The following is a 21,421-nucleotide window of genomic DNA, read 5'->3' as shown; positions in this document are numbered from 1 at the left end:
ATTATCCGCGCAGAGAATGGTTTATCGTGCCGCCTTCGCCCCTGGTCGGCGTCACCCGAGGAAACCCCGTGAAGTTCTGGAGCCATTTCCACCACCCCCACCTGGGCGCGCTGCTGCTGCGCACCACGCTGGCGCTGCTGCTGCTGCTGCTGTTGCACGGCTGGGCCAAGATCCGCTACGGCGTGGGGTGGATCGAGGGCCTGCTGGTGCAGCGCGGCCTGCCCGGCTTCCTGGCCTACGCGGTGTACCTGGGCGAGGTGGTGGCGCCGCTGATGCTGCTGGTCGGCTTCTGGGTGGTGCCCGCCGCCGCCGTGGTCGTGGTCAACATGGTCGTGGCGCTGGTGCTGGTACACCAGGGCGACTGGCTGGCGCTGAACCGCTCGGGCGGCTGGGCGCTGGAGCTGCAGGCCTTCTACCTGGCCAGCGCCCTGGTGGTGGTGCTGACCGCCCGATCCGGAAAGTGAGACGCGCCATGGCCCGTACCAACCAATACCTGCACCCCGCGCGCCAGCCCGCCCGGCCGCTCGAGGCCGCCACCGTGCTGCTGCTGCGCGATGGGGCCGACGGCGCGCTCGAAGTGCTGATGACGCGCCGCAGCGCCCAGGCCAGCTTCGCCCCCGGCGCCTACGTGTTCCCCGGCGGCGGCATCGACGCGCAGGACAGCGCCGCCCACGCCCTGGCCGACCGCCGCCCGGCGCAGGGCGAGCGGCACCTGACCGAGGCCATCGCCGCCATCCGCGAGAGCTTCGAGGAACTGGGCATCCTGCTGGCGCGCCATGCCGATGGCCGCTGGGCCGGCGCGGCCGACATCGCCGCGCTCGACCGCCGCGGCCCCTTCGCCGCGCAGGTGGCGGCGCGCGGCCTGCGCCTGGCGGCCGACGCCGTGTACCTGCTGGCGCACTGGACGGCCGACCGCGACCTGCCCAAGCGCTTCGCCGTGCCCTTCCTGGTGGCGCGCATGCCGCCCGGCCAGGAGCCCGTGGCCGACGAGGCCGAGCAGTTCGAGCCCGTGTGGGTGCGCCCGGCCGATGCGCTGGCGCGCCACGCCGCCGGGCAGTTCTTCATGATCTACCCCACCATCCGCACGCTGGAGCGCCTGGCGGCCTACGCCCACACCGGCGCGCTGCTGGCCGCCGTGGCGGGCGAGGCGCCGCTGTGGGTGAGCTGCCCGCGCGCCGGGCTGCGCCACGGCAAGGAATCGCGCCACATGGAGCACGAGCCCGAGTTCGGCGAGCTGGCCATGGTCTGCCCCGACGGGCAGATCGTGCACCCGCTGGAGTGGCAGAGCGAGCGCTCCGTGGCGCTGCGCAAGAACCTGCAGCGCCTCACCGCCCCCAACCCGGGCGTGATGACCGGCCCCGGCACCAACAGCTATCTGGTGGGCGACCCGGCCACGGGCTACATCGCCATCGACCCCGGCCCCGAGGACCTGGAGCACCTGCAGCGCCTGTGGCGCGCCGCGGGCGGCGACATCCGCATGATCGTGTGCACGCACTCGCACGCCGACCACTCGCCCGGCGCCTGGCCACTGCAGCAGTTGTGCGTGCAGGCTGGGCGCGCCGCGCCGCCTATCCTGGGCCTGCCCTCGGCCCCCACGGCGCGCGCCGCGGCCCAGTTCACGCCCGAGCGGGCGCTACAAGATGGGGAGCTGCTCACGCTTGCTGGCAAAGGCCTGGAGGGTGAAATCACCCATACCCTGCAGGTGGTGCACACGCCCGGCCACGCGGCCAACCACCTGTGCCTGCTGCTGGTCGAGGATGCGCTGCTGTTCTCGGGCGACCACATCCTCAACGGCAGCACCACGGTGATCGACCCGCCCGACGGCAATATGGCGGATTACCTGGACGCGCTCGACCGGCTCGACGCGCTGTGCGCCGCGCACGGCGTCGAATTCATCCTGCCCGCGCACGGCTACGTGCTGGGCACGGCACGCGCCACCATCGCGCAGCTCAAGGCCCACCGCCTGGCGCGCGAGGCCAGGGTCATCGCCGCCATGCAGGCGCTGCCCGAGGGCACGGTGGAGCAGTGGGTCGAGCACGCCTACGCCGACGTGCCGCCGCGCCTGTGGCCGGTGGCGCAGCGCTCGCTGCTGGCGCACGTGGAGCGCATCCGCATGCTGGAGCCCGGCAATGACTGACACAGGCGAGCGTTTGGCCAAGCGCCTGGCGGCGCAACTGCCGTGCTCGCGCCGCGAGGCCGAGCTGTACATCGAGGGCGGCTGGGTGCAGGTCGATGGCGCGGTGGTCGAAGCCCCCGGCGCGCGCGTGGCGCCGGGCCAGCAGGTCGCCCTGGCGCCGGGCGCGCGGGCGCAGGAGCTTCCGCCCGTCACGCTGCTGCTGCACAAGCCCGCAGGCCTGGACGCCGAGGGCGCGCTGGCGCTGCTGGCCCCCGCGCACCGGCATGCGTCCGGCGGCCCGCCGGTGCGTGTGCTGCAGCGGCATTTTCGCCAGCTCGAATGCGTGGCGCCGCTGCCCGCCGAAGCCGGCGGCCTGGTGGTCTACACGCAGGACCGGCGCGTGGCGCGCTACTTCGCCGAAGGCACCGCCACGCTGGAGCACGAATGCCTGGCCGAGGTGGTGGGCAGCATCGCCCCCAACGGTCTGCAGCGCCTGTGCCATGGCCTGGCCCTGGACGGGCAGATGCTGCCGCCCACCAAGGTGAGCTGGCAGAGCGAGCGCCGCCTGCGCTTCGCGCTCAAGGGCGTGCACCCCGGCCAGGTGGGCGCCATGTGCGCCGCCGTGGGGCTGGCGCTGACGGCGCTGCAGCGCATCCGCATCGGCCGCCTGCCGCTGGCCAAACTGCCGGCGGGGCAATGGCGCTACGCGCACCCGTGGGAGCGGTTCTAGACCTTGCATGCTCCTGAAAAAAGAGCTGCTGGCGCTTGATGGATGGGCGCTGGCAGCCTTTTTGTGCAGAAACGGCGCCCGGCTACACTGCGCGCCAAGCCATTACGACACACCACGGCCACGCAAGCCGCAGAGGGAGGAAAAACCCATGCCACGTCCCGCACCGCCCGGCGCTGCCCGGATGCACGCTTCGTTCGCATCGCAAGACATCGAGCCGCACCCCATGCGCTTCACCGGCAGCGGGGCCGAGTTCCTGCGCGTGTGGATCGTCAACGTGCTGCTCACCATCGTCACGCTGGGCTTCTACACCCCCTGGGCGCGGCGGCGCACGGCGCAGTATTTCTTTGGCCACACGCTGGTGGCGGGCAGCCCGCTGGAGTTCACGGCGCAGCAGCGGCGCATGGTGGTGGGCTTTCTGGTGGTGGTGCTGCTCACGCTGGCCTACAAGCTGGCGGCCAGCACCGGGCAGGACGTGGCCGTGGGGCTGTTCATCCTGGCCGGGGCGGCGCTGGCGCCGCTGATCTGGAGCAGCGCCATGCGCTTTCGCCTGGGCAACACGCGCTGGCGCGGCCTGCGGCTGCAGTTCACGGCCGATTGGCGCGAGGTCTACCGCGCCAGTTGGCCCGTGTTCGCGCTGGCGCTGGTGTGGCTGGCCGTGTTCTTCGGGCTGCAGGCGCTGGCGCCCGCGCCGCTGGAGGGCGCCGCGGCGGGCCGCAAGCTGCCGCAGGTCGGTGCCCCCATGGTGGCGCTGGTGCTGCTGGGGCTGGTGCTCACGGTGCTGTGCCTGATCCGCATCGACTTCAACTACCGCAGCCTGTTGGTGCTGCGTGCCAGCCTGGGCACCGAACCGGGGCGCTGGAAGCCGGCGTACATGGACTTCGTCCGGCTCTGGCTGGCCACGGTGGGGGTGTTCCTGGTGTCGATCCTGGTGCTGTCGCTGCTGCTGGCGGGGCTGGTGGGCGGCTCGTTCGCCATGGTCAAGGCGCTGGGCCAGGGGCAGCCCGGGATGGGCATGGTGCTGTTCCTGATCGCCGCCTTCGTGGCGCTGCTGTTCGTGCTCTTCCTGGCCACGGCGCCCGCGCGCGCCTACCGGGAGGCCGCGCTGTTCCGCCTGACCTGGAACAACATCGGCGTGAGCCGCATCGCGCGCTTCAAATGCGATCTGCGCGTGGGGCGCTACGTGCTGCTGCGCCTGCGCAACATGCTGCTCACCCTGGTCACGCTGGGGCTGTTCCGCCCGTTCGCCGTGGTGAGCGAGTACCGCATGAAGCTGGAATCGGTCACCCTGCACATCAAGGGCGGGGTGGACCAGGTGGCCGGCACGCTGGCGCGCCAGCAGACCGGCGGCATCGGCGACGCGCTGGCCGACGCCGCGGGGCTGGAGCTGATCGTCTGATGCTCGCCCCCGGCGACACTCCGGCCCCCGCCGCGCTGGTGCCCGCGCGCTGGTTCGACGGGCGCAGCAGCCAGGCGCGCGCCGTGCTCGTGGGGCTGCACCCGGCGCCCGGCGGGCCGTCGCTGAGCGTGCACCCGGTCGCGGCCCCGGGGGGCGAGGCGCTGCACCTGCCCTGGCGCGCGGTGGGCTGGCCCGAGGCCTGGAGCGCCCGCCGCCCGCAGCAGCGCGTGGTGGTCGACCTGCACGCCCATGGCAGCCTGGAGATCGACGCTGTGGCCGCATGGCACAGCGCCCTGGCCGCCGCGGGCGACCGGCCGCGCCTGGCGCAGCGCATGCAGACGCGCTGGGGCATCTTCCTGGCCATGCTGCTGGCCGGCGTGCTGGGCCTGGCGCTGTTCTACCGCTACGGCACGCCCTGGCTGGCGACGCAGCTCGCGCGCTGGGTGCCGCTGGGCTGGGAAACGGCGCTGGCCGACCAGGGCCTGGCGCAAATGGACGACGGCATGCTCAAGCCCAGCCAACTGCCGCGTGCGCGGCAGGAGGCCCTGCGCGCGCGCTTCCAGGGGCTGACCCGGGCCATGGCCACGGTGCCCGCGCTGCAGCGCTACCCCGGCTATGCGCCGCAGTGGTCGCTGCAGTTCCGCCGCGGCATGGGCGCCAATGCCTTCGCCTTGCCAGGCGGCACGGTGGTGCTGACCGACGAAATCGTGCAGGTGGCCGCGCGCCAGGGGCTGGGCGACGAGGCGCTGGCGGGCGTGCTGGCGCACGAGATCGGCCACGTGGCCTACCGCCATACCACGCGCATGCTGGTGCAGCAGGGCGTGCTGCAGATGGGGCTGGAGCTGGCGCTGGGCGATGTCTCGGGCCTGCTGGCCTCGGGCAGCGCGCTGCTCACCGCCATGTCGTACAGCCGCGCGCACGAGCGCGAGGCCGATTGCTTCGCGCTGGGGCTGATGCGCCGCGCCGCGCTGCCCACCGCGCCCATGGGCGACCTGCTGCTGGCCATGGCGCAGGACGCGCGTTCGGGCGGCAAGGACCCGCAGCCCGGCAAGGCCACGGAGCCCGGGCAGGACGAGGCGCACCCCGTCTGGTCGCTGCTGAGCAGCCACCCCGACACCGCCGGGCGCGCGCGTGCGCTGCGTGCCGGGCAGGTGCCCGGTTGCTCCTGAAAGAAGAGCTGCTGGCGCTTTCCCAGTAAGGGCTGGAGGCCGTTTTGAATGAAAAGTGTGAAGCGCGCCGATAAGCCGGATTCTGTGCATGCGGTTGCCCGCACGTGACCGCCATTACTCTGGGCCGGGTGTCGCCACCACGGCTCGGTGCCACCTACCCGCCAGCTCCGCGGAACCACGTCAACGCTGGCCTACTTGGTGTTGCTGCGCGTAGAGATTGCCCGTTTCACCCCCAGTGGTCTACCTTGCGGCACTCCCCCGGGACTCGTCTCTGTTGCTCTGATCCTCACCTCACGGTGGGCAGCCGTTAGCTGCTACGCTGTCCTGTGCAGTCCGGACATTCCTCCAGTGCGGCCTTTCGGCACTAGCACCAGCGGCGGTCTGGCGTGCTTCACGGGGGCGATTATCCCAGAGCTTCGCGCACCCGGTCCCACGTCAGCCCGAACCGTGCCAGGTATTTGCGCAGCCGGTCGGCATCGTTGACCACGCTGCGCTGCCCGCGCGAGGCCTGGAACAGCATCCGCCCCGCTTCCGACAGGGTGCGCGCGCGCTGGCACACCTGCAGCACCGCGCGCAACTGCAATTGGTCGAACAGGTCGATGGACTGCAGTGCCTCGCCGCCCAGCAAGGCCGCCAGATCGACGCCGCCGGCCTGCGCGTCCATTGCCGGCGCGTTCCCGAGCCGCTCCCATTGCCAGCGCAGCCGCTGCAGCTCCGCGTCCACCAAGGGCAGGCCGATGCGCCCGTTGTCCGCCAGCGTGGCCAGGCGCGTCACGCTGGCCGACAGGTCGCGGAAGTTGCCCGCCCACGGCGCCTCGGGCGACTGGGCGTAGCGCAGGTACGCCGCCCGTGCCTCGCTGGAAAAGCGCACGCCGCGGCCCAGCGCATGGCCCGCCTGCGCCAGCAGGTGGTCCACGTTGGGGGCGATGTCTTCGGGCCGCTGCGCCAGGCCGGGCAGCACGTAGCTCCAGAGGTTGATGCGCGCGAACAGGTCTTCGCGGAAGCGCCCCGCCGCCACCTCGGCCCGCAGGTCGCGGTTGGTGCCGGCCACCAGCTGGAAGTCGCTTTCCACCTCCCGGTCGCTGCCCAGGGGGTAGAAGCGCTTTTCCTCCACGGCCTTGAGCAGCATGGCCTGCTCGTCCAGGCCCAGCTCGCCGATTTCGTCGAGAAACAGCACGCCCTGGTGCGCGGCGCGCAGCAGGCCCGGCCGGTCTGCGGCCGCGCCGGTGAAGGCGCCCTTCTTGTGGCCGAACAGGGTGGAGGCCGCGCCATCGCCGCGCAAGGTGGCGCAGTTCACTTCGACGAACGGGCCTTGCACCTGGTGGCGCGCCTTCTTCAACGCGTACATGCGCCGCGCCAGGTGCGATTTGCCCGCGCCCGTGGGCCCGGTGAACAGGATGGGCGCGCGCGAGCGCACTGCCACGCGCTCCACCTCGTCGATCAGCGCGTTGAAGCGCGCGTTGCGCGTGGCGATGCCGCTCTTGAGGAACTGCACCGCGTCGCGCTGCTCGGCGCCGAAGCGCTGGGCGATCACGTCGTAGCGCGACAGGTCCAGGTCGATCAGCGTGTAGGTGCCCGGCGCGCCGCTGCGCTGGCGCTTCGGGGGAGAGGTTTGCACCAGCACCCCCGGAATGCGGCGCGACTCGACCAGCAGGAACAGGCAGATCTGCGCCACGTGCGTTCCGGTGGTGATGTGCGTCCAGTAGTCCTCGCGCTCCGGGTCGAAGCGGTAGGCCTGCGCCCAGTCGAACAGGCGCGCATAGACCTCGCCGAAGTCCCACGGATCGGCGGTGGGCATCTCCACGAGGTTGACCGAAGTCTCGGGCGAGGTGGTGGCGATGTCGGCGCGCACCAGCGCGGCCAGATCCTTGTGCGGGGTTGTGTAGAGCAGTTCCAGCCGGTCGATCACCATGTCCGGGTGCTGCACCAGCGAGACGGTAGGCCGCCACTTTTGCCAGCGGCCCGCGCCCCGGCCCGAGTCGAGCTGCGTGCCGAGGAAGCCGATGACCACTTTTTTCTTGTGCATGTTTTCAGCTAGATAACTAGCCAACAGTCTAGCAATACTGGCAATCAGCAATCGCACCGATGACCGATGAATCCGGTTTTCCCCTTTGGTGGCAAATGGTTAGCGCAATTCCACCCAGGCTGGCACGCATCTGGCAATAGACAAGGTACCCGACGCAAGCGCCGAACGCTCACAGGCCAGGGTTTGGACGCATGTCCGCCCTGCCGGTGCCGGGAGTCCGGGGCCTTCGCGCCTTGTCGATTCCCTGCATGCCGCACGCCGCAAGCGCCGGGTACTGGCACGGTCGTGGTGACCAACCCGCAAGGGCGTGTCTGGTTCGACTCCAGGCGTGCCGCCACTGGTAGCTCAGTTTGGTAGAGCAATCTCCTCATAAGAGATCTGTCGCGGGTTCGAATCCCGTCCATTGATCCGGCCGCAAGGCCGGTTGTTGAAAGAACCGCCGAACGCGGGGCACGGGCCAAGGCGCAAGCCCAAGCCTGCACCCCGTCAGCCGGCGGCGGTTTGCGCCAGCACCCGGCGCAGCCCGCGCCCGCAGCCAGCCACACCCCGGCGCACTGCACGGCCCGAGGCCGCGTCCCCTGGCTCCCCGCCGCCGCTGTAACGGCACCCTGTGACGACAGAGAAGAAGGAAGAGAAAAATGCTGAACAACACCCTCCAACGCATCACCGTCAAGAAGAACGAACGCGCCTTGCTGCTTCGCAACGGCGATTTCGACCGGGTTCTGCACAGCGGCACGCACTGGCTGTTCGCGGGCCTCGACAAATTGCGCGTGGAGACCTTCGCGCTGGAGCAGCCCGCCTTCACCCACGGCCTGGCCGAATACCTGATGGCGCGCGAGCCTGCCGTGGTGGCCGCCGAGTTCATCGCCGTGAACCTGGCCGAACACGAAGCGGGCCTGCGCAGCGAGAACGGCGTGCTGGTCGAAATCCTGCCGCCCGGCACCCGCCGCCTGTATTGGAAGGGTCTGGTCGATGTGGCCGTGCAGGTCATCGACCTGCGCGCCAGTGCCGAGCTGCCCGCCGGCCTGACCGCGCGCCTGGCGCAAACCCAACTGCGCCAGCGCCCCGTGGCGGGCCTGAACGGCGTGCTGCAAGTGCAGGTGCCCGACGGCCAGTGCGCGCTGCTCGCCATCGACGGCAAGGTGGACCGCCTGCTGGCCGCTGGCAGCTATGCCTTCTGGAAATACGGCCGTGTCATCGCCGTGGAGCTGGTGGACCTGCGCCTGCAGGCCGTCGAAGTCTCGGGCCAGGACATCATGACCCGCGACAAGGTGGCCCTGCGCCTGAACCTGAGCGCCACCTGGCGCTACACCGACGTGCTGCGCGCCTTCGGTCAGTTGCAAAAGCCCGTGGAGCACCTGTACCGCGAACTGCAATTTGCGCTGCGCGCGGCCGTGGGTACGCGCACGCTGGACGAGCTGCTGGAGAACAAGACGGTGATCGACGACGTCGTGACCGCGCACATGGCCGCCAAGCTGCAGCCCTACGGCCTGCAACTGGAAAGCGTGGGCGTGAAGGACATCGTGCTGCCCGGGGACATGAAGGCCATCCTGGCCCAGGTGGTGCAGGCCGAGAAGCAGGCCCAGGCCAACGTGATCCGCCGCCGCGAGGAAACCGCCGCCACGCGCTCGCTGCTCAACACCGCCAAGGTGATGGAGGACAACCCCGTCGCCCTGCGCATGAAGGAACTGGAAACGCTGGAGCGCGTGGCCGAGCGCATCGACAAGATCTCCGTCTTTGGCGGGCTGGACCAGGTGCTGAACGGCCTCGTGAAGATGCGTTGAAAGAAAGAGGAAACAACAATGAAAAAGAAAGACACGCCATTGAACGCTGCGGTGACCGATCCGCAAGCCAAAGCCGCATGGGCGGACAAGCTGTTGAAGCTGATCGATAAAGGAATCCCCTGCGATTGGCGCCCCGCCTGCCGCAAATGCGGCAAAACATACCACCCGCTGACCGACCGCATCGCCGCCGCCTTCGATGTCATGGCGGCTGCATGAGCAACGAGAGACAGGAAACAAAAATGACCAACTACCAGCAATACGAAGTCCCCAGCGGCGTCCCCGTCAAGATGTGGACCCACGGCGTGCCCGTGGAGGAAGACGCACGCAAGCAACTGCACAACATCGCCCGCCTGCCCATCGTTTTCAAGCACGTGGCGGTGATGCCCGACGTACACCTGGGCATCGGCGCCACCATCGGCTCCGTCGTGCCCACGCTGAAGGCCATCATCCCGGCGGCGGTCGGCGTGGATCTGGGCTGCGGAATGATGGCCTGCAAGACCACGCTCACCGCCAGCGACCTGCCCGACAACCTCTCGGGCGTGCGCGCCGTCATCGAGCGCGCCGTGCCCGTGGGCCTGACGCCCAAGCGCTATGGCCGCGACAAGGGAAGCTGGGAAACCCCGCCCGCCGAAACCGACCACGCCTGGGCCGCGCTGGTGCAGGAGTTCGAGGAAATCTGCGAAGCGCATCCGCGCATCAAGAACACCAACAACTACAAGCACCTGGGCACGCTGGGCACCGGCAACCACTTCATCGAGGTGTGCCTGGATGAGCACCAGGCCGTGTGGATCATGCTGCACTCCGGCTCGCGCGGCGTGGGCAACGCCATCGGCACGCACTTCATCGAACTGGCGAAGAAGGACGCGGAATTGCACCAGCGCAACCTGCCCGACAAGGACCTGGCCTACTTCGAGGAAGGCGCGCGCTACTTCGGCGACTACGTCAAGGCCGTGGGCTGGGCGCAGAAGTTCGCCGCCGCCAACCGCGAGGTGATGATGACGCGCGTCATCAACGCTCTGCGCTTGTGTGTCGCCAAGCCGTTCGAGACACACGTGGAAGCGGTGAACTGCCACCACAACTACGTGCAGCGCGAGACGCATTTCGGGCAGGAGGTGTTCGTGACCCGCAAGGGCGCGGTGAGCGCCGCGCAGGGCCAGCTGGGCATCATTCCCGGCAGCATGGGTGCCAAGAGCTTCATCGTGCGCGGCAAGGGCCACCCCGAGAGCTTCAACAGCTGCAGCCACGGCGCGGGCCGCGCCATGAGCCGCACCAAGGCCAAGAAGCTGTTCACCGTGGCCGACCAGATCGCCGCCACCGAGGGCGTGGAATGCCGCAAGGATGCCGACGTGATCGACGAGATTCCGATGGCCTACAAGGACATCGACGCCGTCATGGCCGCGCAGCAGGACCTGGTGGAAGTGGTCTACACGCTCAAGCAGGTGGTGTGCGTGAAGGGGTGATGCCCCGTGCCTGGATAACTACCATTTTGATAGCTGTCAGCGCTTCATGGACAAGCGCTGGAGGCACTTTTTATGCATAACAAAGAACCAGGAGAACAGCCGCCCATCACCCTTGATGGCGCCGCCGGTGAAGGCGGCGGCCAGATCCTGCGCACGGGCCTGGCCCTTTCGCTGGCCACCGGGCAGCCGCTGCACATCACGCGCATTCGTGCCGGGCGGCCCAAGCCGGGGCTGATGCGCCAGCATCTGGCCTGCGTGCAGGCCGCCGAGGCGGTGTGCCATGGCCGGGCCGAAGGCGCGGCGCTGGGCGCGCAGGCGCTGCAGTTCACGCCGGGCTTGGTGCGGGCGGGCCGCTACCGCTTCCAGGTCGCCACGGCCGGCAGCTGCATGCTGGTGCTGCAGACCGTGCTGCCGGCGCTGCTGCTGGCCGATGGCGCGAGCGAAGTGCAGTTGGCCGGCGGCACCCACAACCCCATGGCACCGCCGTTCGACTTTCTCGACCGTGCCTTCGCACCGCTGGTGCGGCGCCTGGGCGCGGGGCTGGACCTGCAGTTGCAGCGCCGCGGCTTCTTTCCCGCCGGGGGCGGGGAGGTGGTGGCGCGCATCACGCCTGCAGCGCAGCCGCTGGCGCCGTTCGACCTGCTGGAGCGCGGCCCGCTGGCGAGCGCCTGGGGCGAGGTGCTGGCGCCGGGTATCGCCAAAGGCGTGGCCGCGCGCGAGCTGCAGGCGCTGGGCCAGCGCATGGGCTGGACGTTCGAGGCCGGCCAGCTGCGCCAGCCCGTGGCGCGGCAGAACGAAGGCCCGGGCAATGCCCTGCTGGCCATCCTGGCGCACGCCCACGTGACCGAGGTGTTCTGCCAGCTGGGCGAGCGCAGCCTGTCGTCCGAGCAGGTGGCGCGCCGCCTCTGCGACGACGTGCGCGCCTACTGGCGCAGCCAGGGGGCCCTGGGCCCGCACCTGGCCGACCAGTGGATGCTGCCGCTGGCCCTGGCGGTGTGGCGCAGCGGGCAGGCCGCGCGCTACACCTGCAGCGCGGTCACGCCCCATGCGGAGACGAATGCGCAGACCATTGCACGGTGCCTGCCGGTGCGCGTGGAGATATCGCCCGTGGAGCGTGCCATGCAGGTGCTGGTGCGCCCTTGCACACCGCCCGCGCTTCAGCCGCCCGGCGGTATATCCAAATAGCCAAGTGCGCAGAACAAGTGGGTCAGAATGCACCCACGTTGAACCCTCTTTTGTAAGGAGCCGCCATGAAAGCCGACAACATCCTGCAAACCATCGGCAACACGCCGCATGTCCGCATCAACCGCCTGTTCGGCGCAGGCGCCAACGTGTGGATCAAATCCGAGCGCAGCAACCCCGGCGGCTCGATCAAGGACCGCATCGCGCTGTCGATGGTGGAGGACGCCGAGAAGTCCGGTGCGCTCCAGCCGGGCGGCACCATCATTGAGCCGACCAGTGGCAACACCGGCGTGGGCCTGGCCCTCGTGGCCGCCGTCAAGGGCTACAAGCTCATCCTGGTGATGCCCGAGAGCATGAGCATCGAGCGCCGCCGCCTGATGCTGGCCTACGGTGCCACGTTCGACCTGACGCCCAAGGAGAAGGGCATGAAGGGGGCCATCGCCCGCGCCGAGGAACTGGCCGCGCAGACGCCTGGCGCCTGGATTCCGCAGCAGTTCGAGAACCCGGCCAACGTCGCGGTGCACGAGCGCACCACGGCGCAGGAAATCCTGGCGGACTTTCCCGAAGGCCTGGATGCCGTCATTACCGGCGTGGGCACGGGCGGCCACCTGAGCGGCGTGGCCAAGGTGCTGAAGGCGAAGTTTCCGCAGCTCAAGGTGTTCGCCGTCGAGCCGTCGGCCTCGCCCGTGATCTCGGGCGGGCAGCCTGCGCCGCACCCGATCCAGGGCATTGGCGCGGGCTTCGTGCCCAAGAACCTGGACACCAGCCTGCTTGACGGCGTGATCCAGGTCGATGCCGAGCCCGCGCGCGAATACGCGCGCCGCGCGGCACGCGAAGAAGGGCTGCTGGTGGGCATTTCCTCGGGCGCCACGCTGGCCGCTATTGCCCAGAAGCTGCCCGAACTGCCTGCTGGCGCCAAGGTGCTGGGTTTTGCCTACGACACGGGCGAGCGCTACCTTTCGGTCGAGGGCTTCCTGCCCGTCTGATCGCTTCTGCTTCCGGCTGAGGGGCTACGCCACCCAGCAGCCGCTGAGCAGCTCGGCGGGGCGCTGGCGCGCGCGCACCTGGGCGCTGGCCTCCCAGGCGTCGCGCTGCACGTTCAGCCCCGCGTAGATGCCGTAGCCTGCGCCTGCGCGGATCAGGCCCTCGGCCACCAGGCTCTCGCCGGCCTTGATGGCGCCCTGGGCCGCGATGTCCTGCGCCGCGCGGATGCCCCAGCCGGCCTCGATGTGGCCCGTGGCGGCGATGGCGCCCCCGGCGATGATGCCGTGCCCGGCGCGCAGGTTGCCCGTGCAGTCGATCTGGCCGCCCACGCGCAGGCCCTTGCCGCAGGCCGTGTCGGCCTGCACCAGCAGGTCCTGCCCCACCAGGGCGTGGCCCGCCAGGGTCAACGGGCCGTGGCACAGCAGGTCCCAGGCGGCGCGCGCATCGCCGCCGCCCTCGAAGGCGCCATGCACCTCGATGCCCCAGGCACAGCGCACGTCGCCCCCCACCTGCAGCGCGCCACGGCAGGCCAGGGCGCCGTCCACGCGCAGGTCTTCGCCCACACCCAGCGCGCCGTCGATGCGCAGGCCTGCGCCGGCGCGCAGCGAGCGGCCCACGCGCAGCCGGTCGGCCGCGATGGCGCCGCGCACCACCAGCGTGCCGGCGAACACCAGGGCCTCGGCATCGAGCGCGTCGAGCGTCAGCACCTCGTTGGTGGGGCCGAACTGGTCGAGCAGCCAGCAGGCGTCGTCGACGCGCCCGGCGGCCACCAGGGTGTCCAGCGCCTGCTGGTAGCCGGCACCGTCCTGCACGTTGCGCGAGAACCAGCGGAAACCATCCGCACAAGGGCTCTTGGCCCGCAAGAAACGCTTGGTGAATTCCATTGCCTGCACCTTTCCATGCCAGGCCGCTGCCGGGCAGGCAGGCGGCCACCACCGCGCCGGATGTGGGGCCCGGCGATGCATGAAACTGCGCGAATCAGAGGGAGGGGGATCGCCGGGCCGAGGAATGTGCAATCGGCTTGTGCAGCCAGCGTACCGCGCACCGGCCCCGCGGGCGGTGCGCGGCCAGGGTGGCGTGGACGAAGGCGGGACGTTGCATGGCGGGCGAGAGGATCAGGCGCCGATGGTAGCCGCCCGCCGTTTCCGCACTCAAGCGGGGGGCCATGCGCCTGTGTGCGCCCGGCGGCTGCGCGGAGTAGTCATTCAAACAACTACTTTTCGGGTTGCAAGAGGAACGATTTTTTCCGCGGAGATTGCATGGAAAAGCGCTTTCATGCAGCGTAAAGCATCCTCAAAAATTCTGGAGAAGTAGTACTTGGTGGTACTATTTTTGCGTTGATCTATCCGCCACGCACCGATCCATCTGCCATGGCACCCATGCCTTGCTGGGCCGCGCCCACACCCGTGTCCGACGACCCCTTCGCCGCACAGGCCAGCACCCTCGAACGCCTGCGCGCCGCGGGCCTTCGCCCGACCATGGCGCGCGTTGGCGTGCACCAGGCGGTCGTGGCTGCGGGGACGGATGGGGTGACGGCCCATGATGCGTTCCAGTCGGTGCTCCAGCGCGGCATCCGCGTCTCCTTCAGCAGCGTCTTCCGCATCATGCGCGAGCTCTGCGAGCATGGCCTGCTGTTCTCCATGGCGGTCGCGCGCGGCAAAACGGCGCTGTATTTCGTGCGCGGCGGTGGCGCGGCGTCGGCGCTGGTGCGCTTCGAGCGGGCCGGCACCGGCGAGTGCGCCGTGGTGGTGGATGCGGTGCTGCACGCACGCCTGCTGGCGGCGGCCCGGCAGGCCGGGCTGGACCTGGAAGGGCTGCAGCTGGTGGTGCGTGGCTAGCGGGCGCCGCGGCCTTATCATCACGCTCCCTTTTTTGCCGACCGCCCGATCGACACGGGCCCGCAAGCCATGATCCGCCTCTCCGAAATCAAGCTGCCGCTCGCCGCAGCGCAATCGCCCGATGCCGCGCTGCACGCCGCGGCGGCACAGGCCCTGGGCATTGCGCCCGAGGCCATCGCGCACATCCACGTATTCAAGCGCAGCTTCGATGCGCGCAAGGCCGAGCTGCTGGCGGTGTACATCGTCGATGCCACCCTGGCCGACCCGGCCCAGGAGGCCGCCCTGCTGGCGCGGCATGCGGGCAATGTCCACATCCAGCCCACGCCCGACATGGCCTGGCGGCCGGTGGGCCGGGCGCCGGCCACGCTGGCGCAGCGCCCCGTGGTGGTGGGCTTCGGCCCCTGCGGCATCTTTGCGGCGCTGGTGCTGGCGCAGATGGGTTTCCGGCCCATCGTGCTGGAGCGCGGCAAGCCGGTGCGCGAGCGCACCCGGGACACCTGGGGCCTGTGGCGCAAGCGCCAGCTCCACCCGGAGAGCAACGTGCAGTTCGGCGAAGGCGGGGCCGGCACGTTCTCCGACGGCAAGCTCTACAGCCAGATCAAGGACCCGCGCCACCTGGGCCGCAAGGTGCTGCAGGAGTTCGTCGATGCCGGCGCGCCGCCCGAGATCCTGTACGAGGCGCACCCGCACATCGGCACCTTCCGCCTGGTGAAGATGGTGGAGAACCTGCGCGCGCAGATCATCGCGCTGGGCGGCGAGGTGCGCTTCGAGCAGCGCGTGACCGACCTGCTGCTGGCCGATGGCCCGGCAGGCCGCCAGGTGCGCGGCCTGCAGGTGCAGGACCTGGCCACGGGCCAGGGCTACGAACTCGCCGCCGCGCAGGTGGTGCTGGCCGTGGGGCACAGCGCCCGCGATGCCTTCGCCATGCTGCACGCGCGCGGCGTGCAGATGCAGGCCAAGCCCTTCTCGGTGGGCTTTCGCATCGAGCACCCGCAAGGCGTGATCGACCGTGCGCGCTGGGGCCGCCACGCGGGCCATCCGCTGCTGGGCGCGGCCGACTACAAGCTCGTGCACCATGCCGCCAACGGCCGCTCGGTCTACAGCTTCTGCATGTGCCCGGGCGGGACGGTGGTGGCCGCCACCAGCGAGCCGGGCCGTGTGGTCACCAACGGCATGAGCCAGTATTCGCGCGCCGAGCGCAACGCCAACGCCGGCATGGTCGTGGGCATCGGCCCGGAGGACTACCCGCACGACCCGGCTGCCTTCGAGGCCGCCCTGGGCGCCACCCACGGTGTGGAGGCGCTGCCCCCGGGCGCGTTCCACCCGCTGGCCGGCATCGTGCTGCAGCGCCAATTGGAATCCAACGCCTACGTGCTGGGCGGCAGCGACTACAGCGCGCCGGGCCAACTGGTGGGGGATTTCCTGGCGGGCCGGGCCTCGCGCCAGTTCGGCACGGTGCAGCCTTCCTACAAGCCGGGCGTGGCCCTGGGCGACCTGGCGCCCGCGCTGCCGGGCTACGCCATCGAGGCCATGCGCGAGGCCCTGCCCGCCTTCGGCCGCAAGATCCGGGGCTATGACATGCCCGACGCGGTGCTGACCGGCGTGGAGACGCGCACCTCGGCCCCCCTGCGCATCGACCGCGACGACAGCCTGCAAAGCCCCAACACGCGCGGGCTGTTCCCCGCGGGCGAGGGCGCGGGCTACGCGGGCGGCATTCTCTCGGCCGGTGTCGATGGCATCAAGGTCGGCGAGGCCGTGGCGCGCAGCCTGCTGTAATTTCGAGCCAAAAGGGCCTCTGGCCCTTGCTGGTCAAGCGCTGGCAGCTATCAAATGGAGAGCGGCCGTTCAACGCCCGCCGCCCCGGCTGCCGGGTAGCGATGGCCTGTCGCCCGGAGGCGGCGGCCCGGCATGGCCGGGCCCGCGCCCCGGGCCAGGTCCACCCTGTGGGGGCCTGTGCCAGCCCGGGCCGGGACCAGGGCCGGGGCCGGGGCCGGGGCCGGGACGGCCGCCCCAATGCGGCGGCGGGCCGGGCGGGCGGCGGTAGTCCGGGCGGCTGCGCCAGGTGCCACCGATCCAGACCACGGGAGGCGGAACCACCGCCGGGTAGACCGGCTGCACGCTATAGCTGTAACCGTAGGGCGCGTACGTGCCATAGGTGCCGTAGGTTTCATACGTGGTGTACGGCTGCGCCACCATGGCCGCGTCGCCCGGATAGACCGGAACCATGGGCCCCACGGCGCAGCCGGCCAGCAGCAAGGCGCCGCCCAGCAGTCCGGCACCCAGCAGGTGGCGGCCGAGGCGGGCGGGCACAGAGGCGATGGCGGGCATGGAGCACTCCTTGTATGGCGTTGGCCTGTCTGTTCAACGCGCCACCGCCAGGGCTGTTGACCGCGCGGCGTAAAGCCGGGGTAAAGCGGAGGCCAGGCCCCCCGGGCAAGAAAAAGCCGCCAGGGGTGCGTGGCCCGCTGGCGGCGTGTCCATGGTGCGATGTCAGCCCTGCTGCGCGTTCTGCAGAGCCGCGATGCGTTGTTCTATCGGCGGGTGGGTGGAGAACAGCTGGCCGATGCCGCCGGCGATGCCCATGGCGGCCATGCTCTTGGGCAGCTCGCCCGCGTGCACCCCGCCCAGGCGCGCCAGGGCGTTGATCATGGGCTGGCGGCGGCCCATGAGCTGGGCGGCGCCGGCGTCGGCGCGGAACTCGCGCTGGCGCGAGAACCAGGCCACGATGATGGCGGCCAGGAAGCCCAGCACGATGTCGAGCACGATGGTGGTGACCATGTAGCCGATGCCGGGGCCGGAGCTGTTTTCGTCGTTCTTGCGCAGGAAGCTGTCCACCGCGTAGCCGATGACGCGCGACAGGAACACCACGAAGGTGTTCATCACGCCCTGGATCAGCGTCATGGTGACCATGTCGCCGTTGGCGATGTGCGCCACCTCGTGGCCGATCACGGCCTCGACCTCCTCGCGCGTCATGTTCTGCAGCAGGCCGGTGGAGACGGCGACCAGCGCCGAGTTCTTGAACGCCCCGGTGGCGAAGGCGTTGGGGTCGCCCTGGAAGATGCCGACCTCGGGCATGCCGATGCCGGCCTTCTGCGCGAAGCCGCGTACGGTCTCGACGATCCAGCGCTCGTCGGGCGAGCCCGAGCCGTCGATGATCTGCACGCCCGCGCTCCACTTGGCCATGGGCTTGCTGATGAGCAGCGAGATGATGGCGCCGCCGAAGCCCATCACCAGGGCGAAGCCGAGCAGCGCGCCCAGGTTCAGGCCGTTGGCCGTGAGGTAGCGGTTCACGCCCAGCAGGTTGGCGACGATACCCAGCACCACGACCACGGCGAGGTTGGTGAGTACGAACAGAGCAATACGTTTCATCGAAGGGACTCCGCAAGGGAATGCAAAAGAGCCGCCGCGCGGGCAGCGGGCACTGGATGGATCAGATGGGGGCGGGAGCGCCGCGCTTCAAGCGCCGCGGCGGGCAGCGGGGACGGGGCCTGTTGTGTGGTTCTTGGGGTTCGGCCGGGCGCTGCGGAAAACGAGGGAGTCATCATAGAAGGAAAAGTTCTCGTTCTCCGGCCACCAGCCGGGCACGCCCAGCACCGGCAGCGGCGTGAAGGGCTTGGCCGCCAGGTGTGCGGCGTCGAGGTCGGCGGCCAGCCAGGCGTCCAGGTCTGCTACCGAATCGGGAGCTGTTCGCGCTTGGTACACATGGGCTGTGAGCGGTTTTCGCGGGTGAACCAGCTGCTCCAGCAGCGCGTGGCCGAACACCGCCAGCCGCGCCTGGCGCCACAGCGGGCGCAGCTCCACGAACAGCCGGCGCCATTGGCGCGCGCGCAGCGCCTGCCACAGCGCCTCGGGCGCCAGCAGCAGGGCGCCGTTTTCGTCGAGCAGCGTGGCCGCATCGCGCAGCGGCCCGCGCGTGGCGCCCACGCCCTGCGCCGCGATGGCCTGGGCGTGCAGCTGGTTCAGGCGCCGCTTGGCCTGCGGGAAGCGCAGCCAGACGAGGCCGTTGAAGAAGTCGTGCAGGTTGTCGCGCGTGGGCACCTGGCCGGTGGCGTGGATGAACTGCTCGTAGGCCATGCCCGGGGGCAGGGCGTCTTGCGGCACGAAGCGCACCGGGCACGGGCCGGCGGCGTTCAGCGCCTGGTGCACCCGTGCCAGATCCGGTGACATGGACACGCGCGGCAGGCCTTGGAGCCAGGGGGGCTGCCAGTCGATGCTAGGGATAGAGGCAGGCATGTTTCAGGCTGCGACGGAGCTGATATGGCGCACGCTCTGTGGATAGTGGCGAAGGTTGACCTCAAACGACTGCGGATAGCGTTCCAGAATGCGCAGGGCTGATTGCGATGGCCCGAGCAGCCCATGCTCGCGCAGGCGTCCCGCCACTGAATGGAGAGCACAGGGAGCGCCAAAAACCAATTCAGGCACAGCCTTGAATACGTCTTCGCGCTGCACACGTTGCGTGGCAAGTTGTAGCAAGGCGGCGCGCAGCGCATGTAACGGCGCAGGCAGGGGCGGGGCTACGCGCCTGCCGGATATACAAGGCCATGTAATCACAACTGGCGCAGTCACAGAAGCAGGCACAGGCAGAGCTGCAGCGGTCACGCGCACTGCAACCTGGGGTGTCCCCGTGCCGCGAAGCTCGAATGCTCCTGTGGCTGCGAGCAGTTTGGTCAGCGTGGCGAAGCCATGGGCGCGGGTATCGAAGACTGTCTTGTCTCCCAGGTGCGTGCGCATGGCGCTAACGAGGGCCCAGCCCTGAGCGTCCTGGGTGGCCTGCACGGCTTGCCGCAAAAGAGCCATCACCTGTGTGTTCTGGCACAAGGCAGCAGAAGCGCCGGTCATCGGCGGCGCAGTCTTCGACGGAGGGGCATAGCAAATCTGGTTCGGGGCCACATCGGGCGATAGGCGGAATGCTTTTGCATGCTGGCGAAACCATGCAACCGTTTTGTCCGATTTGCCCAGGACACCCTGTTGACGTAAAGCTGCTACCACGTGGTTCAGGTGCTGTGGCTGCCCGTCGCGCAAGGCAGGAAAGGCTGTCAAAACCTGCTGCACTGCATCTGTCAGCGTTGGATTGGCAGGAGGAACCGCAGGGGGCGTGGCTGGCGCAGCCGTTGAACTTGGCGGGGGCAAATCCACTAGCTCCATCAGCACCACGTCATCGTAGAAGCTCTCTGGATTCGCAAAAATCCGGTCGGCCAAGCTGAAACACCATACTTGGCAGCCCTTTTCGCGCAACCAGGTGGCCAGCGGAACGAAGTCTGCGTCGCCAGAGCAAATGGCAACGGCATCAATCGTGTTGGTGCACACCGCTTCAACCGCATCGATGACAAGGGCACTGTCGGTTGTCACCTTGTTAACGATCATGTTGGCGACGGGGCGCACGCCATGGCGCCAGAGTACGGATTCGATGGCTTTCAGGCTCTCTGCCCGTCCGTAGGCGCGCTTGTATAGCACCCGCTCGGCACGCTGGCGCAGATCAGTCAGGACATGATCGAGTGCCGTTGGGTCGCACAAGTTGTCTGCGTCAATGAACACGGCCATATTGCGGGCCGTGTTTGGTGCCGAGGGGAGCGCAGCGGGCATCAGTCCACCAGGCGCCACGGCAGCGCTTCGCCCGCGCGCAGGGGCTTGAGCTCGGCCTCGCCGAAGGCGAAGCGCTCGGGCGGCGTCCAGCTTTCGCGGCGCAGGGTGATGGTGCCCTGGTTGCGCGGCAGGCCGTAGAAGGCCGGGCCGTGGAAGCTGGCGAAGGCTTCGAGCTTGTCGAGCGCGCCGGCGTTGTCGAAGGCCTCGGCGTACAGCTCCATGGCGGCGTGCGCGGTGTAGCAGCCGGCGCAGCCCGTGGCGTGTTCCTTGAGGTGCGCGGGGTGCGGCGCGCTGTCGGTGCCGAGGAAGAATTTCGCGCTGCCGCTGGTGGCGGCCTGCACCAGCGCCTGGCGGTGCACCTCGCGCTTGAGCACCGGCAGGCAGTACCAGTGCGGGCGGATGCCGCCGGTGAAGAGGGCGTTGCGGTTGTACAGCAGGTGGTGCGCGGTGATGGTGGCGGCGGTGCAGGGGCCGGCCTCGGCCACGTACTGCGCGGCTTCGCGGGTGGTGATGTGCTCGAAGACGATCTTGAGGCCGGGGAAGTCGCGGCGCAGCGGGATGAGCTGCTGCTCGATGAACACGGCCTCGCGGTCGAACAGGTCGATGTCGGGGCTGGTCACCTCGCCGTGCACCAGCAGCAGCATGCCGGCCTGCTGCATGGCTTCGAGCGTCTTGTGGATCTTGCGCAGGTCGGTCACGCCCGCGTCGCTGTTGGTGGTGGCGCCGGCGGGGTAGAGCTTGGCCGCGACCACGCCCGCGTCCCGGGCCCGGGCGATTTCCGCGGGCGCCAGGTTGTCGGTGAGGTACAGCGTCATCAGCGGCTCGAACGCCACGCCCGCAGGCACGGCGGCGAGGATGCGCTGCTTGTAGTCGAGCGCCTGCGCGGCCGTGGTCACGGGCGGGCGCAGGTTGGGCATGATGATGGCGCGGCCGAACTGCGCGGCCGTGTGCGGCACCACGGTGGCCAGGGGCGCGCCGTCGCGCACGTGCAGGTGCCAGTCGTCGGGGCGGGTGATCGTGAGGGTGTCGAGGGTGGCGGTCATGGGGGCGCATTGTCCCATTGGCCACGGGGAATCATTTTTGATAGCGGCTAGCGCTTGTCGTACAAGGTTTTCAGGTGCTTTTGTTGCTGAAATCCTTGTGCAGCAAGCGC

Annotated in this window: 18 protein-coding genes, 1 tRNA gene, 1 other RNA gene and 1 pseudogene; 13 read left to right on the top strand and 8 right to left on the bottom strand. The window is 69.7% G+C overall.

Features of this window, described 5'->3' with window-relative positions; genetic code table 11:
• Positions 1–68: 68 nt before the first annotated feature.
• The 5 genes from YS110_11790 to YS110_11770 all read left to right on the top strand — a co-directional run bounded on the left by YS110_11790 (position 69) and on the right by YS110_11770 (position 5,411).
• Positions 69–464, top strand: coding sequence for a DoxX family protein (locus YS110_11790; GenBank protein UJB65379.1), 396 nt, complete (start codon positions 69–71; stop codon positions 462–464).
• A gap of 8 nt (positions 465–472) precedes the next feature.
• A complete protein-coding gene (locus YS110_11785; protein ID UJB65378.1) occupies positions 473–2,137 on the top strand; it encodes an MBL fold metallo-hydrolase in 1,665 nt (554 codons plus the stop codon).
• The gene (locus tag YS110_11780; protein UJB65377.1) at positions 2,130–2,846 is read left to right on the top strand and encodes an RNA-binding protein; all 717 of its coding nucleotides are present in this window, start codon (positions 2,130–2,132) and stop codon (positions 2,844–2,846) included. The genes YS110_11785 and YS110_11780 overlap by 8 nt, the downstream gene beginning before the upstream one ends.
• Before the next feature lie 148 nt (positions 2,847–2,994).
• On the top strand, positions 2,995–4,242 hold the full coding sequence (locus tag YS110_11775) for a DUF898 domain-containing protein (protein UJB65376.1): 1,248 nt from the start codon (positions 2,995–2,997) through the stop codon (positions 4,240–4,242).
• A complete protein-coding gene (locus YS110_11770) occupies positions 4,242–5,411 on the top strand; it encodes a M48 family metallopeptidase (protein ID UJB65375.1) in 1,170 nt (389 codons plus the stop codon). Before YS110_11775 ends, YS110_11770 begins: the two co-directional genes overlap by 1 nt.
• A gap of 55 nt (positions 5,412–5,466) precedes the next feature.
• Here the strand turns inward: YS110_11770 and rnpB are convergent.
• Together rnpB and YS110_11760 are read right to left on the bottom strand one after the other, a co-directional pair.
• Positions 5,467–5,804: RNase P RNA component class A (gene rnpB / locus YS110_11765), an RNA gene on the bottom strand.
• Between the two features lie 10 nt (positions 5,805–5,814).
• Entirely contained in the window at positions 5,815–7,437 is a 1,623-nt protein-coding gene (locus YS110_11760; protein ID UJB65374.1) for a sigma 54-interacting transcriptional regulator, read from the bottom strand.
• A 334-nt stretch (positions 7,438–7,771) separates the two neighbouring features.
• Here YS110_11760 and YS110_11755 point away from each other — a divergent pair.
• From YS110_11755 to cysK, 6 genes are all read left to right on the top strand, one after another.
• Positions 7,772–7,845, top strand: a tRNA-Met gene (locus YS110_11755).
• Between the two features lie 230 nt (positions 7,846–8,075).
• Positions 8,076–9,221, top strand: coding sequence for a slipin family protein (locus YS110_11750; protein UJB65373.1), 1,146 nt, complete (start codon positions 8,076–8,078; stop codon positions 9,219–9,221).
• Between the two features lie 18 nt (positions 9,222–9,239).
• The gene (locus YS110_11745) at positions 9,240–9,437 is read left to right on the top strand and encodes a hypothetical protein (protein ID UJB65372.1); all 198 of its coding nucleotides are present in this window, start codon (positions 9,240–9,242) and stop codon (positions 9,435–9,437) included.
• Between the two features lie 23 nt (positions 9,438–9,460).
• Positions 9,461–10,681 carry an RtcB family protein gene (locus YS110_11740; protein UJB65371.1) on the top strand — a complete coding sequence of 407 codons (1,221 nt, stop codon included), beginning with the start codon at positions 9,461–9,463 and terminating at the stop codon, positions 10,679–10,681.
• A gap of 72 nt (positions 10,682–10,753) precedes the next feature.
• Positions 10,754–11,866, top strand: coding sequence for an RNA 3'-terminal phosphate cyclase (locus tag YS110_11735; protein ID UJB65370.1), 1,113 nt, complete (start codon positions 10,754–10,756; stop codon positions 11,864–11,866).
• Positions 11,867–11,931: 65 nt separating this feature from the next.
• Positions 11,932–12,849, top strand: a complete 918-nt coding sequence (cysK, locus tag YS110_11730) for a cysteine synthase A (protein UJB65369.1) — start codon at positions 11,932–11,934, stop codon at positions 12,847–12,849.
• A 24-nt stretch (positions 12,850–12,873) separates the two neighbouring features.
• On the opposite strand, the gene YS110_11725 is transcribed toward cysK, so the two are convergent.
• Positions 12,874–13,731, bottom strand: coding sequence for a hypothetical protein (locus YS110_11725; protein ID UJB65368.1), 858 nt, complete (start codon positions 13,729–13,731; stop codon positions 12,874–12,876).
• 486 nt (positions 13,732–14,217) lie between these two features.
• Between YS110_11725 and YS110_11720 the strand changes: the two genes are divergently transcribed.
• A complete protein-coding gene (locus tag YS110_11720; protein UJB65367.1) occupies positions 14,218–14,685 on the top strand; it encodes a hypothetical protein in 468 nt (155 codons plus the stop codon).
• 69 nt (positions 14,686–14,754) lie between these two features.
• Positions 14,755–16,461 (top strand): FAD-dependent oxidoreductase, encoded by a 1,707-nt coding sequence (locus YS110_11715; GenBank protein UJB65366.1) that lies wholly within the window; start codon positions 14,755–14,757, stop codon positions 16,459–16,461.
• Between the two features lie 69 nt (positions 16,462–16,530).
• On the opposite strand, the pseudogene YS110_11710 reads toward YS110_11715, so the two are convergent.
• The 5 genes and pseudogenes from YS110_11710 to pyrC all read right to left on the bottom strand — a co-directional run bounded on the left by YS110_11710 (position 16,531) and on the right by pyrC (position 21,311).
• A pseudogene (locus YS110_11710) lies at positions 16,531–16,725 on the bottom strand (ligand-binding protein SH3).
• A 450-nt stretch (positions 16,726–17,175) separates the two neighbouring features.
• A complete protein-coding gene (gene htpX, locus YS110_11705) occupies positions 17,176–18,054 on the bottom strand; it encodes a protease HtpX (GenBank protein UJB65365.1) in 879 nt (292 codons plus the stop codon).
• Positions 18,055–18,141: 87 nt separating this feature from the next.
• Complete coding sequence (locus YS110_11700) at positions 18,142–18,918, bottom strand: DUF3025 domain-containing protein (GenBank protein ID UJB65364.1); 777 nt, start codon at positions 18,916–18,918, stop codon at positions 18,142–18,144.
• A gap of 3 nt (positions 18,919–18,921) precedes the next feature.
• Positions 18,922–20,268: an NYN domain-containing protein gene (locus tag YS110_11695; GenBank protein ID UJB65363.1), complete on the bottom strand. Its 1,347-nt coding sequence runs from the start codon at positions 20,266–20,268 to the stop codon at positions 18,922–18,924.
• On the bottom strand, positions 20,268–21,311 hold the full coding sequence (gene pyrC, locus YS110_11690; GenBank protein UJB65362.1) for a dihydroorotase: 1,044 nt from the start codon (positions 21,309–21,311) through the stop codon (positions 20,268–20,270). The genes YS110_11695 and pyrC overlap by 1 nt, the downstream gene beginning before the upstream one ends.
• Positions 21,312–21,421: the final 110 nt, after the last annotated feature.

It is taken from the genome of Acidovorax sp. YS12 (assembly GCA_021496925.1).
GTDB lineage: Bacteria > Pseudomonadota > Gammaproteobacteria > Burkholderiales > Burkholderiaceae_C > Paenacidovorax.
Note: the sequence above shows the minus strand (reverse complement) of the source record. Positions and strands in the feature narration are given on the sequence as shown.

Bases quoted from the DNA above. Each gene is read 5' to 3' on its own strand.
- YS110_11785 (UJB65378.1), top strand. From the start codon at position 473: ATGGCCCGTACCAACCAATACCTGCACCCCGCGCGCCAGCCCGCCCGG.
- YS110_11780 (UJB65377.1), top strand. From the start codon at position 2,130: ATGACTGACACAGGCGAGCGTTTGGCCAAGCGCCTGGCGGCGCAACTG.
- YS110_11775 (UJB65376.1), top strand. From the start codon at position 2,995: ATGCCACGTCCCGCACCGCCCGGCGCTGCCCGGATGCACGCTTCGTTC.
- YS110_11770 (UJB65375.1), top strand. From the start codon at position 4,242: ATGCTCGCCCCCGGCGACACTCCGGCCCCCGCCGCGCTGGTGCCCGCG.
- YS110_11760 (UJB65374.1), bottom strand. From the start codon at position 7,437: ATGCACAAGAAAAAAGTGGTCATCGGCTTCCTCGGCACGCAGCTCGAC.
- YS110_11750 (UJB65373.1), top strand. From the start codon at position 8,076: ATGCTGAACAACACCCTCCAACGCATCACCGTCAAGAAGAACGAACGC.
- YS110_11745 (UJB65372.1), top strand. From the start codon at position 9,240: ATGAAAAAGAAAGACACGCCATTGAACGCTGCGGTGACCGATCCGCAA.
- YS110_11740 (UJB65371.1), top strand. From the start codon at position 9,461: ATGACCAACTACCAGCAATACGAAGTCCCCAGCGGCGTCCCCGTCAAG.
- YS110_11735 (UJB65370.1), top strand. From the start codon at position 10,754: ATGCATAACAAAGAACCAGGAGAACAGCCGCCCATCACCCTTGATGGC.
- cysK (UJB65369.1), top strand. From the start codon at position 11,932: ATGAAAGCCGACAACATCCTGCAAACCATCGGCAACACGCCGCATGTC.
- YS110_11725 (UJB65368.1), bottom strand. From the start codon at position 13,731: ATGGAATTCACCAAGCGTTTCTTGCGGGCCAAGAGCCCTTGTGCGGAT.
- YS110_11720 (UJB65367.1), top strand. From the start codon at position 14,218: ATGGCACCCATGCCTTGCTGGGCCGCGCCCACACCCGTGTCCGACGAC.
- YS110_11715 (UJB65366.1), top strand. From the start codon at position 14,755: ATGATCCGCCTCTCCGAAATCAAGCTGCCGCTCGCCGCAGCGCAATCG.
- htpX (UJB65365.1), bottom strand. From the start codon at position 18,054: ATGAAACGTATTGCTCTGTTCGTACTCACCAACCTCGCCGTGGTCGTG.
- YS110_11700 (UJB65364.1), bottom strand. From the start codon at position 18,918: ATGCCTGCCTCTATCCCTAGCATCGACTGGCAGCCCCCCTGGCTCCAA.
- YS110_11695 (UJB65363.1), bottom strand. From the start codon at position 20,268: ATGCCCGCTGCGCTCCCCTCGGCACCAAACACGGCCCGCAATATGGCC.
- pyrC (UJB65362.1), bottom strand. From the start codon at position 21,311: ATGACCGCCACCCTCGACACCCTCACGATCACCCGCCCCGACGACTGG.